The following is a 15,141-nucleotide window of genomic DNA, read 5'->3' as shown; positions in this document are numbered from 1 at the left end:
AAGTGAGGCGCACGCGCGCTGTCCCCCGTGTTACTTCGCCCGGAGGCGGCGAGCGCCGCGCCAGGTCTTGACTTCGCCAGGTGCTGCTTTCCAATGAGGGCATGACCTTGCCCAAAGCCCTTGCCGACTGCCTGATCATGAACACCGTGGCGACCTCGCGGGCGCTGCTCAAGCGCTGGGACGCAAGGCTCAAGCCCTACGGCGTCACCGTCCAGCAGTTCTTTCTGCTGGCGGCGATTCGCTACCTGCCCGGGCAGCCGGTCATGGTGCTCGCCGGGCGCATCGCCCTCGACCGGACCAGCCTGACGCGCAATCTCGACCTCCTTGCCAGGAAGGGACTGGTCCGGCGCGTTGCCGGACTGCCCGGAAACCAGCGTGTCTGCGAGTTGACGCCGGAGGGCGATGCCGTTCTCGAGCCGCTTCTGGCGGTATGGCCGGACGCCTATGCGTCGGTGATGAAGGACATCACGGAAGAGGAAGCGGCGATCTATCTCAGCGTCGCCCGCCGGCTGGCGGCGCCGTGAAACCCGGATCGGGCCCTTGTGCTCGCCTCTCTATGTGTATATGCACGTCAAAACCCTACCAAGGAGGCTAGCATGTCGGTTCCGATTGTCGTCACGGGTTTGGGCGCCGTGTCCCCGCTGGGCGCCGGCATCGAGGCGAACTGGCGCCGGCTGATCGCGGGGCAGAGCGGCATCGTCGCCAACACCCGCTTCGACACGACCGGCTGGAAATGCGGGATCGCCGGGCTGGTCCCCTCCATCGCGGAGGATGCCGAGGGATTCGACCCCGAGCGCTGTATGGATGCCCGCGACCGGCGCCGGAACGACCTGTTCATCCAATACGCCATGGCCGCAGCCATCGAGGCGCTCGACCAGGCCGGCTGGCACCCGGAGGAGCCCGGGCAGCGGGCGCGCACCGCAACGCAGATCGGCACCGGGGTCGGCGGCGTCCCGGCGATCACCGCGGCGAGCGAACTGGTCCGCACGGAAGGGCCGCGCCGGCTGTCTCCCTTCGTCGTTCCCTCGTTCCTGCCCAATCTCGCGGCAGGCCAGGTGTCGATCCGCTTCGGCTTCAACGGGCCGGCCGGCTCGCCCACCACGGCCTGCGCCGCCTCCGCCCAGGCCATCGGCGATGCCATGCGCCTGATCCGCTCGGGCGAAGCCGATATCGCCCTGTGCGGCGGCGCGGAAGGCTGCGTCGATCCCGTCGCCATCGGCGGCTTCACGGCGGCCAAGGCGCTGTCCTTCGGCTACAATGACGACCCGCAGCGCGCCTCCCGTCCGTTCGACGCGGACCATGACGGGTTCGTTCTCTCCGAAGGCGCGGCAATGCTGGTCATCGAGCGGCTGGACCATGCCGAGCGCCGGGGCGCTCGCCCCCTGGCCGTCCTGTCGGGCTACGGCACCACGACGGACGCCCACCACGTCACCGCCGGCTGGCCGGACGGCCGCGAGGCCGCGCGGGCGATGGAGATCGCCATCGCGATGGCCGGGCTCGAGGCTGCGGATATCGGCTATGTCAACGCGCATGCCACCTCGACGCCCGTCGGCGATGCGGCGGAGCTCGCCGCCCTGGAGCGGGTCCTGGGCGCTGCGCGCGGCCGCGTGCCGATCAGCTCCACGAAGTCGGCAACCGGTCACATGCTGGGGGCAGCAGGGGCCATCGAGGCCGTGTTCTCGGTCCTTGCCATCCGCGACAGGACCCTGCCGCCCAGCCTGAACATCGCCCGGCCGATGGCGGAGGCCGAAGGGTTCGACCTGATCTCGCAAGGCGCCCGGTCGGCGCCGGTCGACCATGTCCTCTCCAACGCCTTCGGCTTCGGCGGGGTGAACGCCGCGCTGGTCTTCAGCCGCTTCGACTGACGCCGGCTGCCAGCGGACAACAGCAAAAAAGGCGCGCCATGGGCGCGCCTTTCTCGCAAAGCGTAAGATCGGACCTCATCGGAGGCCCGCAAACATACTCAGGCGGTGCGGTCGACCGTCGAGCCGGGCTCGGCCGCCGGGGCCTCGCCCTCCGGCTTGCGCTCCTTCGGCCCGCCCTTCGACACGCCGACAAGCGCCGGACGCAGCACGCGGTCGCCGATCACGTAGCCGGCCTGCATCACCTGCACGACAGTGTTGTTCGGCACCTCGGTGTTCGGCACCTCGAACATCGCCTGGTGGAAATTCGGATCGAATTTCTCGCCGGCCGGGTCGATGCGGCGCACGCCGTGCTTGTCGAGCTGGTTGAGCATCTCGCGCTCGGTCATCTCGACGCCCTCGATCAGGGCGCGCATGCTCTCGTTGGCCGCATCGCGGGCCTCGGCGGAGATCGCCTCCAGCGCCCGGCGCAGGTTGTCGCCGACGCCCAGCATGTCGCGGGCGAAGCTGGCCGCGGCGTATTGCTTGCTGTCGCGGATTTCCTTCTCGGTCCGCCGGCGCAGGTTCTCCATCTCCGCCATGGTGCGGAGCATGCGATCCTTCAGCTCGGCGTTTTCCGCCAGCAGCGCCTCGGTCGGATCGAGCGCGGCCTGCGCCTCGCCGCCGTTCTCGGCCTCATGACCGGAAACGGCATCCTCGGGGTTGATATTGGTCTTGTCGTTGCTGTCGTTCATGGTCTTCCCGGCAATGCTCGGCGTCTTCAGAAAAAGGTCTGGTCCGACCGGCGCCCCCGCCTCTCGCCCGGCCATCAGCGGCCAGGGGAAATCCGGGCTCTCGCCGATGCGCGGAACTGCCGACCGGCCCTTCGGCCTGCCCGCATCCCACGCAAGACGCACCGATCCGGCAAGCCTTCAAAGGCAAGCCGGACCGGCGTGATTCGGTTCAGGGTTCGCCCTAGACCGGACTGCGTCAGATCGCAGTCTGGATCCAGGCGGCCAGCTTGTTCTTCGGTGCCGCGCCGATCTGCGTGGAGACCGGCTGGCCGTCCTTGAACAGGATGAGCGTGGGGATGGAACGCACCCCGTACTTCATCGCCATGTTCTGGTTCTCGTCGATGTTGAGCTTGGTGATCTTCACCTGCCCGCTCATCTCTTCGGAGATTTCCTCCAGCGCCGGTGCGATCATCTTGCACGGACCGCACCATTCGGCCCAGAAGTCCACCACGACGGTGCCGGACGCCTGCAGGACGTCGGTTTCGAAGCTCTCATCGGTCACGACTGAAGTGGCCATCTCATGCCCTTTCCAAAAGCTCGCGGATGCGACGCATCCTTTCGTTGCCCCGAACGTAGGAAGGCGACCCGCCCGCGTCAAGCAAGCGTTGGGTCGCACCCGTGTCGCGGCGGTCTCAGGCCGGCGCCAGCGCCGCCACCGCCGCGTCCATCGCCTCGCCCGGCAGTTCCACCAGCTTCGGCCCGGCCGTATAGACCAGCGCGGCCCGCACGGCCCGCCCCGGCCAGATGTCGGCGAGCAGCCGGCGATAGACCGCAAGCTGCACCACATAGGCCTCGCCGATCTCGTGCGGCCCCTCCGGCACCCGCCGGTCGGTCTTGAAGTCGAGGATCCACACCGCGTCCTCGTCGACGCGCAGCCGGTCGATCTGGCCCGACACCTCATAGGCCGAGCCGTCGGCAAGGCGCAGCGTTCCGGCCAGGGGCACTTCCGCGCGCGCATCGGCCGAGAAGACGGCGGCAAAGCCGGGATGCTCCAGCACGCCGAGCGCCTCGTTCAAGAGCTGCTCCGCCCTTGCGGCAAAGAGCGGGCTCAAGGCATGGGCGAGATAGCGCCCGCCTGCGGCGCGGCGCTCTGCCGGCGGCAGCTCGGGCAGCAGCTGCAGCAGCCGGTGCAGGTGGCGGCCGCGCTCCAGCGCGAAGTCGGGAGCTGCCCGCGCTTCCGCCAGCCGGTCGGTCGCCGGCACCGGTTCGGCCCCCTCCTTCGCCTCCATCTCGTCGAAGGCCTCGGACGGGCGCAGGCGGCGCGGGCGCTCGGGCGCTGCTACCGGCGCGAACAACCAGGCAGGGGCCGGCGGCGACGATCCTTCCTCCGCAGCCTCTGTCCCTCGCGCCAGCAGCGGCGCCGGCGCGGTGGTGCCGGGGCGCTGCCAGATGCGGCAGGGGCCGCCGTCTCCCGCCTCGCCGTCGCGGGCACCCGGCTCCAGCGCGCGTGCCACCAGCGCGTGCCAGCACTCCTCCGACTGGCCGCGCGCCGGCATCCAGCCGCAGACGATCAGCCGGTCGCGGGCGCGCGTCATAGCCACATAGAGCAGGCGGCGGTATTCGTCGGCCGCCGCCTGGCGCAGGGCGTCCAGCCGCTCGCCGTGCCAGGGGCTGCGCTCGGCCTTGACCGGGTTCCAGACAAGGCCCGTGACCTCGCCGAGATTGCCGGGCATCGCCCGCTCGATGAAGACCGGGTCGTGATGGGCGCTGACCGGTGCCGCGCCGCCGTCGACCAGCACGACGAGCGGCGCCTCCAGCCCCTTCGCCCCGTGCACGGTCATGATCCGCACCACGCCGCGCGCCGCATTGAGCTCGCGCTTCACCTCCGTCGGCGCGGCCGCGAACCAGGCGAGGAAGCCCTCCAACCCCGGCACGCCGGTCTGCTCGAACGCAAGCGTCACCGCCAGGAACTCGTCGAGCACGTCGTCGACTTCCGAGCCGAGGCGGGCGCGGAAAGCGCGACGTCCCCCGTCGGCGCCCAGCAGCCGCGAGAAGAACTCGAAGGGCGGCATGAAGTCGGCGCGCGCGCGCCAGGTCTCGATCCGCTCGCGTGCCCGCTCGAACGCCGGATCGCTGTCCGCCTGCCGGCGCAGCGACTGCCACAGCGTGCCGGAGCGCAAGGAAGCTCCGTCCGGCCGGGCGAGGCGGAACAGCGCGTCGTCGTCGAGGCCGAGCAGCGGGCTCTTCAGCAGGCAGGCAAGCGACAGGTCGTCCTCGGGCAGCAGCAGGAAGCGGCCGAGCGCCAGCAGATCCTCCACCGCAATATGCTGGTTCAGCACCAGCCGGTCGCTGCCGGCCACCGGCACGCCCTCGCGCTTCAGGGCCCGCGTCAGCGCATCGACGAAGGGCCCGCGCTTGCGCACAAGCACCAGCACGTCGCCGGGCGCCGCCTCGCCGCTCTTCCACCAGCTCCGCACCGAGCGCGCCAGCCGGTCGGCCAGCCGCAGCATCGGACTGTCCGCACCGATGCGGTCGACCGGCGCGGTCCAGTCGTCCGGCACCTCCTGCTCCACCGGCTCCTCCGGCGGCCAGATCTCGACCATGCCGGGGTCGTTGCGCCGCACCGCCTCATGGATCGGCGCGCCTGCCTCCTGCGACAGGCCCGCATGCATGTCGGGGGCCTCGAACACCGTGTCGACGGCCGAGAGCACATCGGGCCGCGAGCGGAAGGAGAGCGTCAGCTCGACACGCTCGAACGCCGCCTCGGCATCCTTCGCCCGCCGCTCGAAATAGCGGCGCATGTCGGCGAAATAGGCCGGCACCGCGCCCTGGAACGAATAGATCGACTGCTTCTCGTCGCCGACGGCAAAGAGCGTGCGGATGCGCTCGTTCGCCGAGGCTCCGGCGAAGAATTCCTCTGCGAGTGCCTGGACGACGCGCCACTGGTGCGGGCTGGTGTCCTGCGCCTCGTCGACCAGGATGTGGTCGAGCCCCTGGTCGAGCTTGTACTGCACCCACAAGGCCGCATCCGCGCGCGACAGCAGGCTCGCCGTGCGCACGATCAGGTCCTCGAAGTCCATCAGCCCGCGCCGGGTCTTCTCGCGCTCGTAGATGTCGAGCATGGCATCGGCGAGCCGCAGCGCGGCTTCCGTGCCGGCCAGCGCATAGGCGATCCGCCGCCGCTCGAGCAGCGCCAAAAGCCGCTCCTGCTCGGCAAAGAGCCGCTCGACCACTTGCGGGAAGTTTTCTTCCACCTTCTTGGTCGCCAGCGCCTTGGTCGGCGCCAGGTCCTTGTTGAGGAAGACCCGGTGCCAGACCTCCCACCACTCGTCCGGCCTGCTGCCGGCGAGCCGGGCCGCCATGCGCAGACGCTCGGCCCGCTCGTTGTCGCGCGATCCGCCGCTCGCCAGCGCCTCGGCATAGGCCAGCGCCTCCTGCGGCGAGATCGAGACCTCCTCGCGCAGCGCCGCATCGAGACGGGCGAGCGTTTCGCCCTCCGAAAGGCCGAAGGCACGGGTCAGTTGTACCAGCGCCGCATCCAGCGAGCCGGCGTCCCGCAGCCAGCGGCGCAGCGTGTCGCGGCGGGCGATCAGGTCGGCAAGCGCCGCCTCCACCGTCTTGTCGGGCAGCTCGGAGACCAGATGCACCAGCGCCCGGCCCAGCGGGCTCTCCGGCTCGCGCTCGGCCAGCGCCAGCACGCGCGAACGGGCGCCGGCGAGCAGGTCCGCCGCCTGCCGGTCGTCCAGCACCTGGAAATGGCCGGCGACATTCGCCTCCAGCGGAAACTGGTGCAGGATCGCCTCGCAGAAGGCGTGGATCGTCTGGATCTTCAGCCCGCCCGGCGTTTCCAGCGCCACGGCGAAGAGATGGCGCGCCCGCGCCAGTCCGCGCGCATCCGGCCGCCGTCCCTCGATCGCTTCCAGTTCGCGTGCCAGCGCCTCGTCGGTCAGCGCGATCCACGAGCCCAGCGTCTCGAAGACGCGGGTCGCCATTTCGGAGGCCGCCGCCTTGGTGAAGGTCAGGCAGAGGATGCGCGAGGGCGCGGTGCCGGCGAGCAGCAGGCGGATCACCCGCCGCGCCAGCACGAAGGTCTTGCCGGAGCCGGCATTGGCGCTGACCCAGGCCGAGCGGCGCGGGTCGGCGGCCAACGCCTGCCTCTCGCGCGTCGCCAGCGGGATCTCGAAGGTGCTCATTCCTCCTCCCCTCCGCTGAGCGCCCATTCGCGCACCCGCGCCAGATGGTCGTAAGGGCCGGACATCTCCGCCTCCTTGCGCACCCTGGCGCGCGACAGATAGCCCTTTTGCGGATTTTCATAGCCGGCAAAGAGTTTCACCGTACGGGCCAGCGCCTCGTCGGCGAGTTCATCGACGCTGGTATTCTTCGGCGTCCTGTCCTGCCATTCCAGCGGCGTCCGCCCGCCGGTCAGGCGCATATAGGCGAGCGTTGCGACGGGGGCCGCGCGGTCGACCTCGCCGAAGGCGCCCTTGCCGATCATCGCCACTTCCAGCGGCAATTGCGGCGCCAGCAGCGCGGCGACTTCCTTGTCGCTCGGCGCCTGCCCGGTCTTGTAGTCGATCACCGCGAGGCTCCCGTCGGCCATCCTGTCTATGCGGTCGGCCCGCGCCGACAGGGTGACGCGCCCGCCGGGGGCAAGATCGAGCTCCAGCGCCCCGGGGATCTCCAAATGGCGACCGGCGATCAGATCGGCGCGGCCTGCCTCGTGGCGGATGAAGGCGGCGGCGATCCGCTCGAAGCGCAGCCACCACACGGCGCGGATCGCCGGGAAGGCATCGAGCGGGGCGAACTGCGCCCGGCCGATGGCGATCAGATGCGCCAGCGCCGCCTCATCGAACGGGCCGCTCCAGCTGTCCAGGAACTCGGCGAGGCAATCGTGGATCAGCGTGCCCTTTTCCGCCGCGCCCGGATCGCCGCCGATCGGCTCGACCGGGTCCAGCACCAGCACCTTGCGGGCATAGAGCGCATAAGGGTCGCGGATCAGCAGCTCCACCTCGGTTACCGAGATCCGGCGCGGGCGGGCGGCAACGGGCGGCGCCGGTTCCGGCCTTGCAACGGGCGCCGCCCCCGTCTCGACCCGGTCGAGATGGGCGGTGAGCGCCAGCAGGGCCTGCCCCCGCGCCTGCATCGCGGCGGTGACACCCTCGCCCAGCAGCGTCGTCAGCCGCAGCAGCCAGCGCGAGGCGACGGCCGGCGCGCCGCCCGAGCGCTCGGCCCGCGACAGGATCACTCGGGCCGCGCCCAGCGCCTGCGAGAAATCGTGGGCGGCCGCGCCGATGCGCCGCTCCGGCGGGTCGAGGCCGAGCCCGCCCTTCATCGGCCGGTTGAGCCAGGGGTCGTTGCGCGTCGCCTGCGGCCAGTTGCCCTCGTTGAGCGCGCCGAGCACCAGGATGTCGAAATCCTGCAGCCGGGCTTCCATCGGTCCGAAGATGGCGATGCGCGGATCGCCCGGCAGGCGGCGGCGGACATTGATGCCGGAGACGAGCGCGATGAACATGTCCGGCCAGTCGGCGGGCGGCGCCTGCAGGCCCGAAGGGCCGGCGGCGATCATCTCGGCAAAGGCGGCGGCCAGCCCCTCGCCGGCCTCGCCGGCATAGAGTTCGTCGGAGCGTCCCTCCTCGTCCCGCGCCAGGTTCAGCAGCACCGCCTCGTGATCGGCGACGAGCTGCACCACGTCCACCGGCTCGCGCGTCTCCGCATGGCGCTCCAGCGGCGCCAGCGCCTCGGCCAACCTGTCGACGAGGTCGGCGACATCGTCCCAGTCGTCCTCATGCAGCTTTTGCCAGCGCGGCAGGCGCGGCGGGGTCTCGCTCTCGGTCGCCAGATGCCGCGCGGCGGCAACCGCCTCGCGCAGGCCCTGCGTGCCGGCCCTTGCGCGCGGTCCGCGCAGCACGGCGCGCTCCAGCGCGCGGGCGGCGGCACGTATCTTATTAGACGGCAAACCAAGCCGCGTCAGCGGGTGTTTCAGCAGCGCCAGCAGGGCCACCGGCTCCAGCCCTTCCAGCGCCAGCCGGGCGGAAAGGCGGGCCAGCACGCCGGGCGCGGTCTGGTCGAGCGGGCGCCCCGCACTGTCGTCCGATTGCAGGCCCCAGCGCGACAGCTCGACGGCGACACGGCGGGCGAGCGTCCTGTCCGGCGTCACCAGCGCCGCCGTCTTGCCCTCCTCGATAGCCGAGCGCAGGGCGGTGGCAACAGTCAGCGCCTCCTCCGCCTCGTTGCGCGCGACCATCATCGCCACATCGGCAAAGGCATGGGCGCGTGCCTCTTCCGGCACCTCGGCGACGACCTGCGGCCAGACATCCGTCGTCTCGGCCGGACGCAGGGCCTCCGCGACCAGCCTGTCGCGCAGCCGCAGGGTCTCGCTCGCGCCGTCCGCCAGCGGCATCACCTCGTCGCGGGAGATCTTCAGCGCACCGGCGAGCCGCGCCATGCCGTATTGCGGATGGCTGGGGCTCCCCGAAACGCCCTCGCCGCCAAGGATCGCCTGCCAGCTGCGCTCGTCCATCCCCGCATCGAAGCCCGGCAGCACCACCGCGCCGCGCTCCAGCCCGGCGATCACCGCCAGCAGCTCGGCAATCGCGGGGATGGAGCCGGTGGCGCCGGCCGCGATCACCGGGCCGCGCGGCGGGCTCTTGCGCAGCCGCTCGGCCTCGCGGCGCAGCAGCGCGGCGCGCCGCGCCTTCGGGTCGCTCGCCTCGCGGCTTGCCAGATAGGCCGGCCAGTGCTCCATGGCGATCTTCAGGAAGTCCAGCGTGATCTGCCAGTAGCGGGCGTGGTCCTCCGGCACGAGGCCGGCCAGCCCCGTCCACGGGATCTCCTCCGTCGCCATCTCGTCCATCAAGGCCAGCAGGTCGCCGGCCAGCCACGCGGCATCGGCGGCGGAGGCGGGCGAGCGCAGCACCGCGCCGGCCGGCAGGCCCAGCACCTCGCGGCGCAGCGCGCCCTCCCAGGCCTGCACCAGCCGGGTCATGGCAAAGCGCCGCTCCATCTCCGGCAGGGCCGGCGGCAGCCCGTCCGCCCAGGCCTCGACCTGCAGCAGCTGCAGGTCCTCCTCGACATCGCCGAGCGGGCGGATCGAGGGCAGCAGCACGGGCGCCCCGCCCAGCTTTTCGCGGATCAGCGGCGCGATGGAGCGGGCGGCACGGCGGGTCGGCAGGTAGAGCGTGAGATCGGCCAGCGCCAGCGGATCGGCGGCCGGGTCGAAGCCCGGCACCAGCCGCCCGTCGAACAGGGCATCGACCAGCGTCCGCAGGAAAGGCGCGGATGGCGGGATCGTATGGACACGCGGCCTTGCCTGGCTCGTCTTGGCCTGGCTTGTCATCAGCCTCCGCCTCCCCTTTTGCCGCCGGACTGCGCGCCCTCAGGCGGCGCTGTCGCGGATGGCCCGCTCGGCCGCATCGATCGCCTCGGGCGTACCGACATGCAGCCAGATCCCTTCCATCAGCACCCCGAACAGGGTGCCGCGCTCGATAGCCGCGTCGAACAGGCGGTTGAGCGAGAAGGCGCCTTCGGGCGCGCCGTCGAACAGCCGCGGATGCAGGATCGCGCCGCCGACATAGGCGAAGGGCGAGACCTCGCGCTCGGCCCTGCGGGCAAGGCGCCCGTCCCCATCCATCACGAAATCGCCCTTGCCGTCATAGCCGACGGCGGTGACAAGACCGGAGAGCAGCAGCAAGGCGTCCATCTTCTCCGGGTCGAAAGCGCGCGCTAGGTGCTCCAGATTTGGCCTCACGCCCTCGATCCAGGTGCTGTCGGAATTGAGCAGGTAGAACGGCTCCTCGCCCAGCAGCGGCAGCGCCTTGACGATGCCGCCGCCGGTTTCCAGCAGCTCCGCGCGCTCGTCCGAGATCAGCACCTTGGGCGGCGCCGGCCAGCGCAGGGCATGCACCTCGACGAGATCGGCAAGGTAATGCACGTTGACGACGACGGTCTCGACGCCGGCGACCACCAGCTTGTCGAAGGCCCGGTCGAGCAGCGCCCGCCCGGCGACGGAGATCAGGGGCTTGGGCGTCGTCGCGGTGATCGGGCGCATGCGCTTGCCCATGCCGGCCGACAGCACGATGGCCCGCTTCGGCCCCCGCACGCCCGCCTGTACCCCTGCCCCGTTTCCCGTTTCTGGTCCTGCCTGCAAGTCCGCCTCTTTCCGTTGATTGGCCGTTGGATGGGATGCCCGCCCCGCCTTGGGGCCCCGGCCCGCTCAGCCGGTTTCGCCGAGACGGCCGTCGAACCAGCCGGCCAGTTCGGCGAGCTCCGGGTGGCGCAGGGCGCGGGCCAGATACTCGCGCACGCGCGGCAGATGCACAAGGTAGCCGGGCTTTTCGTCCCGCACCGCGAGCCGGGTGAAGATGCCGAGGATCTTGGTCGCCCGCTGCGCGCCCATGATTGCGTAGTCGCGGCGGAACGCCGCCTCGTCGAAGCCGGGCGAGGTCTCGTGACGCCGGGCGATGTAGTGCTCGACCAGCTGCCGCTCCAACTCCTGCGGCACATCCACGCGCGCATCCATCGCCAGCGAGGCGACGTCATAGGCGGCCGGGCCGATCATCGCGTCCTGGGTGTCGACCAGGGCGATGCGATTATCGCCGCTCTCGTCCTGGCGCCAGATCAGGTTCGGCGAATGGTAGTCGCGCAGCACCCAGTTGCGATCCTGCGCGGCGCACTCGAACAGCGGCTGCCAGCAGGCGGCGAACGTCTCCACCAGCCCGTCCGAGACCTCCACCCCCATATGCGGCAGATACCAGTGGAGGAACAATTCCGCCTCCACCAGCATCGCCCGCGGATCGAAGAGCGAGAGCCGGTAGCTGCCGCCGCCGCAGCTCGCGGGCAGCGGCAGGTCCGCCTGCGGCGGCGCGCCGTGCAGCCGCGCCAGCACGCCGGCGGCGACAAGATAGCGCTCGGCCACCGGCCGGCCGGCCTCCAGCACCTTGCCGCGTCCCAGATCCTCCTGCAGCACCAGCCCACCCGCGATATCGGCGCCATAGGTGCGCGGGGCGCAGATGCCGCGCGCGCGCAAGGCCTCGGTGACGGCGACCACCGCATCGACCCCGTCGGCCAGATGCACCAGCTGGCGATAGGTCAGCCCGTCGCGCAGCACCGGCTGATGCTGCGGCGGCGGCACCGAATCGATCAGCACCGCATCCGTGCCCGATGCGCGCACCGTCTCGAAGCGGCGGGCCGAGGCATCGCCCTGGAAGCGGCGGCGGAGCGCACCGGCAAGCTCCGTTTCCTCGATCAGGCGGCGGATCGCCAGCGTGCGCTCAAGGCGTCCGCGCCACGCCTCGTCGGGCGGCAGCAGGGCGATCTTGCGCGCCTGCGGCGTGTCGCCGGCGGCAATGCGCAGGACGAGGCGGTTTTCCGGCAGCCGCGAGGCGCCGCGCTCCGGCCATTCGATCAGCGCCGCGCCGCTCTCCAGGATCTCGTCGAGGCCGAGCTCGTCGAGCTCCTCCTCGTCCTCCAGCCGGTAGAGGTCGAAATGGGCGACCGGCAGCGGCTCGAGCGGATAGGACTGGACGAGGGTGAAGGTCGGGCTCGGCACCTCGAGCGCGGGATCGTCGGCGAGCGCGCGCAGCAGGGCCCGTGCGAAGGTCGACTTGCCGGCGCCCAGATCGCCGACGAGGCAGAGGCAGTCGCCGGGCCGGAGCACCACGGCGATGTCCTCGGCAAGGCGGACGGTCGCCGCCTCATCGGGACAGGCGAGCGAAATTGCGCCGGCAAAGGGCTCCGCATCATCGCGGAACGGCGATGCAGGACGGGTGTCGCTCATGCGAGGAGCCGATCACTCGGCGGCGTGCTGGAGGGCGTCGGGTGCGAAGGGAAATCGGCAGACGACATATGTGCCGACCCCCTCTTCCGACTCGATGGAGACCGTGCCGCCATGCAGCTCGACGAAGCTCTTGACGATGGAAAGACCAAGCCCGGCGCCGCGGCGGCGCTGGCCGGCATCGCGGCCGACGAAGCGGGCGAAGACCTGGTCGAGCATGTCCTCGGGGATGCCGCAGCCGTGGTCGCGCACATGGAACTCGATGGCATCCGAGGTGCGCAGGCAGCCGACATCGATGGTGCCGCCGACATCGGAGAAGCGCAGCGCGTTGGAGATCAGGTTGAACAGCACCTGGCGCAGGCGTCGCTCATCGGCCTGGATCACGCCGACATCGTCGGCGACGGTCAGCTTCAGCGCGATGCCGCTGTCGGAGAGCCGGTCCTTCAGCCCTTCCACCGCCGCCTGCACGGTCCTCGCCACATCCACGGAGGAAATGTCGAGCTCCATGATGCCGGCATCGATGGTGGCGAGGTCGAGAATGTCGTTGATGATCGCCAGCAGCGCCGAGGAGGAGGAGAGGATGTAGTCGACATACTCCCCCTGCTTGTCGGTCAGCGGCCCGAATTTCGGATCGGACAGCAGCTGGGCGAAGCCGATGATGTTGGTCAGCGGCGAGCGCAGCTCGTAGGAGACGTGCTGGATGAAGGCGTTCTTGAGCTGGTCGGCCTGTTCGAGCGCCTCGTTCTTGTCGAGCAGCGCGCGCTCGACATTCACCGAATCCGTCACGTTGACGAAGGTCACCAGCGTGCCGCCGTCGGGCAGCGGCACGGTGGCGTAGTCGATCGCCTCGCCGCTCTCGCGCTCCAGCCGCCCGGACACCGGCTCGCGGTTGTCGGCAAGGCTGGTCACCGCCGTCACCAGCTGACGCCAGATCGCCGTCTCTTCCGGCTCCAGCATCTCCATGTCGACGACGCGGGTGATGTGCGGACTGTCGCCGAGCCGGTCGTCGGAAAGGTCCCACATGCTCTCGAAGGCCGGGTTCCAAAGGCGCAGACGCCCGTCGGAGCCGAACACCGCCACCGCCTCGGACAGGTTGTCCAGCGTCTCGCCCTGGACGCGGATCAGCGAGTTGTAGCGGCTTTCCAGGTCCAGCCGCTCGGTGACGTTCTCGTAGATATAGGTGACGCCGCCCTGCGGATGCGGGTTGGCGATGACGCGCAGCGTCCGTCCGTCCGGCAGGTGCCACCAGAATTCGCGCGCATCCAGCGAGGTGTAGGTTTCCAGCAGCTTGTTGCGCCAGCCGCGATAGTCCGCCTGCTCGGGCAGCTTGCGCGCGGCGCGCAGGGCATCGAGCAGGGCCGCATCCGTCGGGTTGCTTTCCAGGAAGCTCGCATCGAGATCCCACAGGGAGCGGAAGGCGGCATTGTAGAACTGCAGCCGCCGGTCGGCGCCGAAGATCGTCACGGCGGTCGCCAGCTGGTCGAGCGTGCGGGCGTGGAAGTCGATGGTGCGGCCCAGTTCCTGGCGCACGTTTTCCAGCTCGCTGACATCGATGGCGATGCCGCCGGAGCCGGACTCCACCGCGATCTGGGTGACGTCGAAGATGCGCCGGGCACCGGCCGCCACCGCCGGCAGGCGGGCGCGCGACTGGCCGGCCTCGTCGCGGCCGCGCTCCATCTGGCCACGGCCCTTGGCGTCGAGGAACTCGACCCTGGCCTCGATCGCCGCCTTGCCGCTGTCGGTTTCCACCGCCCGCGCATAGGCGGCGTTGACCCAGACCAGCGCGCCGCTCTCGTCGCGCAGCCAGGCGGGCGAGGGCACGCCGTCGAGCAGCGCGCGCAGGGTCTGCAGTTCGCGGGTCATGGCGCTGTTGCGCTCGGCCGTCAGCGCCTGCGACTTGCGCTCGCCGGTGAGGTCGCGCAGGCGCAGCACCGGCGCGCTGGCGGTCACCCGGCCGCAGATCTCGACCATGCCGCCGGTGCGGGTCGGCAGCGTCATGCGGAAGGCTTCGCCATGCTGGCGCAGCCGGTCTACCGCCTGTTCCAGGGCGCTGGCCGTGCGCGCATCCAGCCAGGTGCCGAAGGCCAGCATCCGGGCGGGCGAGCGCGGCACGCCGGAGCTTTCCTCCAGCATGCCGGCGACGAAGGGCTCGTCCTCGCCGGGCTGCCACATGACGATGCGCTGGTCGTCGGAGGCGACGAGGCTCTCCAGCCGGTCGAGCCGCGCGGCCAGCCGGGCGCTGGTCTCGGTCGCGGTGTTCAGCGTGCCGGAGCTTGCGCGCATGTTGCGGATGAGGGTGACGGCGGCCGTCACGGCGAAGGTCACGGCACCGCCGACGGCGGCGATCCAGACGACCTTTTCGGGCGTGAAGGAACCGGAAAACAGCGGATGGGCGTTTGCTGCGGCATCCTGGGCAAGGCACAGGCCGGTGGAGGCGGCCCAGGCCAGCGGCGCGGTCGACAGACCCAGCCGAGCCTTGCGACTCACTCTCCGCCATGCGGCGCGGTCGCGCCCATGTTCCCAGCCGTCCGCCGGCATCCGCTCGTTCCCCTGTCGCCCTGTCGAGGCACCCGCATCTAGGCACCCGCCTCAGGCTGCCGCATCGGGCCCGCCCGCAATGTGCGGACCTTTAGGCAGTTCTGCCTCACGACCCGCCTGATTCGCAAAGACCATAACGCAAACGCGAATCGCGAAGAAGTGTCGGTTACCGAAAAGTAAACGGGGGCCGTGTCATCCACAGCCCCCGTTCGAGGATCGTTCAGGGATCGCCGGCGGATCGTTCCGGCGCCGTTTT

9 protein-coding genes are annotated in these 15,141 nt (G+C 70.7%); 2 read left to right on the top strand and 7 right to left on the bottom strand.

Translation table 11 applies throughout. The features are described from left to right. Window positions 1-101: 101 nt before the first annotated feature. Window positions 102-524, top strand: a complete 423-nt coding sequence (locus GH266_RS15730; RefSeq protein ID WP_158194671.1) for a MarR family winged helix-turn-helix transcriptional regulator — start codon at window positions 102-104, stop codon at window positions 522-524. Window positions 525-596: 72 nt separating this feature from the next. Continuing rightward, window positions 597-1,865: a beta-ketoacyl-ACP synthase II gene (gene fabF, locus GH266_RS15725; protein ID WP_158194670.1), complete on the top strand. Its 1,269-nt coding sequence runs from the start codon at window positions 597-599 to the stop codon at window positions 1,863-1,865. A gap of 98 nt (window positions 1,866-1,963) precedes the next feature. On the opposite strand, the gene grpE is transcribed toward fabF, so the two are convergent. From grpE to GH266_RS15690, 7 genes are all read right to left on the bottom strand, one after another. Next, a complete protein-coding gene (grpE, locus tag GH266_RS15720) occupies window positions 1,964-2,596 on the bottom strand; it encodes a nucleotide exchange factor GrpE (RefSeq protein WP_158194669.1) in 633 nt (210 codons plus the stop codon). A 235-nt stretch (window positions 2,597-2,831) separates the two neighbouring features. Then, window positions 2,832-3,152, bottom strand: a complete 321-nt coding sequence (gene trxA / locus GH266_RS15715) for a thioredoxin (protein ID WP_158194668.1) — start codon at window positions 3,150-3,152, stop codon at window positions 2,832-2,834. A gap of 115 nt (window positions 3,153-3,267) precedes the next feature. Continuing rightward, window positions 3,268-6,768, bottom strand: a complete 3,501-nt coding sequence (gene addA, locus GH266_RS15710) for a double-strand break repair helicase AddA (RefSeq protein ID WP_158194667.1) — start codon at window positions 6,766-6,768, stop codon at window positions 3,268-3,270. Then, entirely contained in the window at window positions 6,765-9,911 is a 3,147-nt protein-coding gene (gene addB, locus GH266_RS15705; protein ID WP_158194666.1) for a double-strand break repair protein AddB, read from the bottom strand. The genes addA and addB overlap by 4 nt, the downstream gene beginning before the upstream one ends. 39 nt (window positions 9,912-9,950) lie before the next feature. Further along, window positions 9,951-10,652 carry a nucleotidyltransferase family protein gene (locus tag GH266_RS15700; protein WP_425329572.1) on the bottom strand — a complete coding sequence of 234 codons (702 nt, stop codon included), beginning with the start codon at window positions 10,650-10,652 and terminating at the stop codon, window positions 9,951-9,953. Between the two features lie 135 nt (window positions 10,653-10,787). Then, window positions 10,788-12,350, bottom strand: coding sequence for a tRNA (adenosine(37)-N6)-threonylcarbamoyltransferase complex ATPase subunit type 1 TsaE (gene tsaE, locus GH266_RS15695; RefSeq protein ID WP_158194665.1), 1,563 nt, complete (start codon window positions 12,348-12,350; stop codon window positions 10,788-10,790). A 12-nt stretch (window positions 12,351-12,362) separates the two neighbouring features. Next, window positions 12,363-14,834 (bottom strand): PAS domain-containing sensor histidine kinase, encoded by a 2,472-nt coding sequence (locus GH266_RS15690; protein ID WP_209001466.1) that lies wholly within the window; start codon window positions 14,832-14,834, stop codon window positions 12,363-12,365. Window positions 14,835-15,141: the final 307 nt, after the last annotated feature.

The sequence above is a fragment of the Stappia indica genome, assembly GCF_009789575.1.
Taxonomy (GTDB): domain Bacteria; phylum Pseudomonadota; class Alphaproteobacteria; order Rhizobiales; family Stappiaceae; genus Stappia; species Stappia indica_A.
The sequence above is the reverse complement of the archived record's forward strand: the minus strand, read 5'-3'. Positions and strand labels throughout refer to the sequence as shown.

Bases quoted from the DNA above. Each gene is read 5' to 3' on its own strand.
- GH266_RS15730 (WP_158194671.1), top strand. From the start codon at position 102: ATGACCTTGCCCAAAGCCCTTGCCGACTGCCTGATCATGAACACCGTG.
- fabF (WP_158194670.1), top strand. From the start codon at position 597: ATGTCGGTTCCGATTGTCGTCACGGGTTTGGGCGCCGTGTCCCCGCTG.
- grpE (WP_158194669.1), bottom strand. From the start codon at position 2,596: ATGAACGACAGCAACGACAAGACCAATATCAACCCCGAGGATGCCGTT.
- trxA (WP_158194668.1), bottom strand. From the start codon at position 3,152: ATGGCCACTTCAGTCGTGACCGATGAGAGCTTCGAAACCGACGTCCTG.
- addA (WP_158194667.1), bottom strand. From the start codon at position 6,768: ATGAGCACCTTCGAGATCCCGCTGGCGACGCGCGAGAGGCAGGCGTTG.
- addB (WP_158194666.1), bottom strand. From the start codon at position 9,911: ATGACAAGCCAGGCCAAGACGAGCCAGGCAAGGCCGCGTGTCCATACG.
- tsaE (WP_158194665.1), bottom strand. From the start codon at position 12,350: ATGAGCGACACCCGTCCTGCATCGCCGTTCCGCGATGATGCGGAGCCC.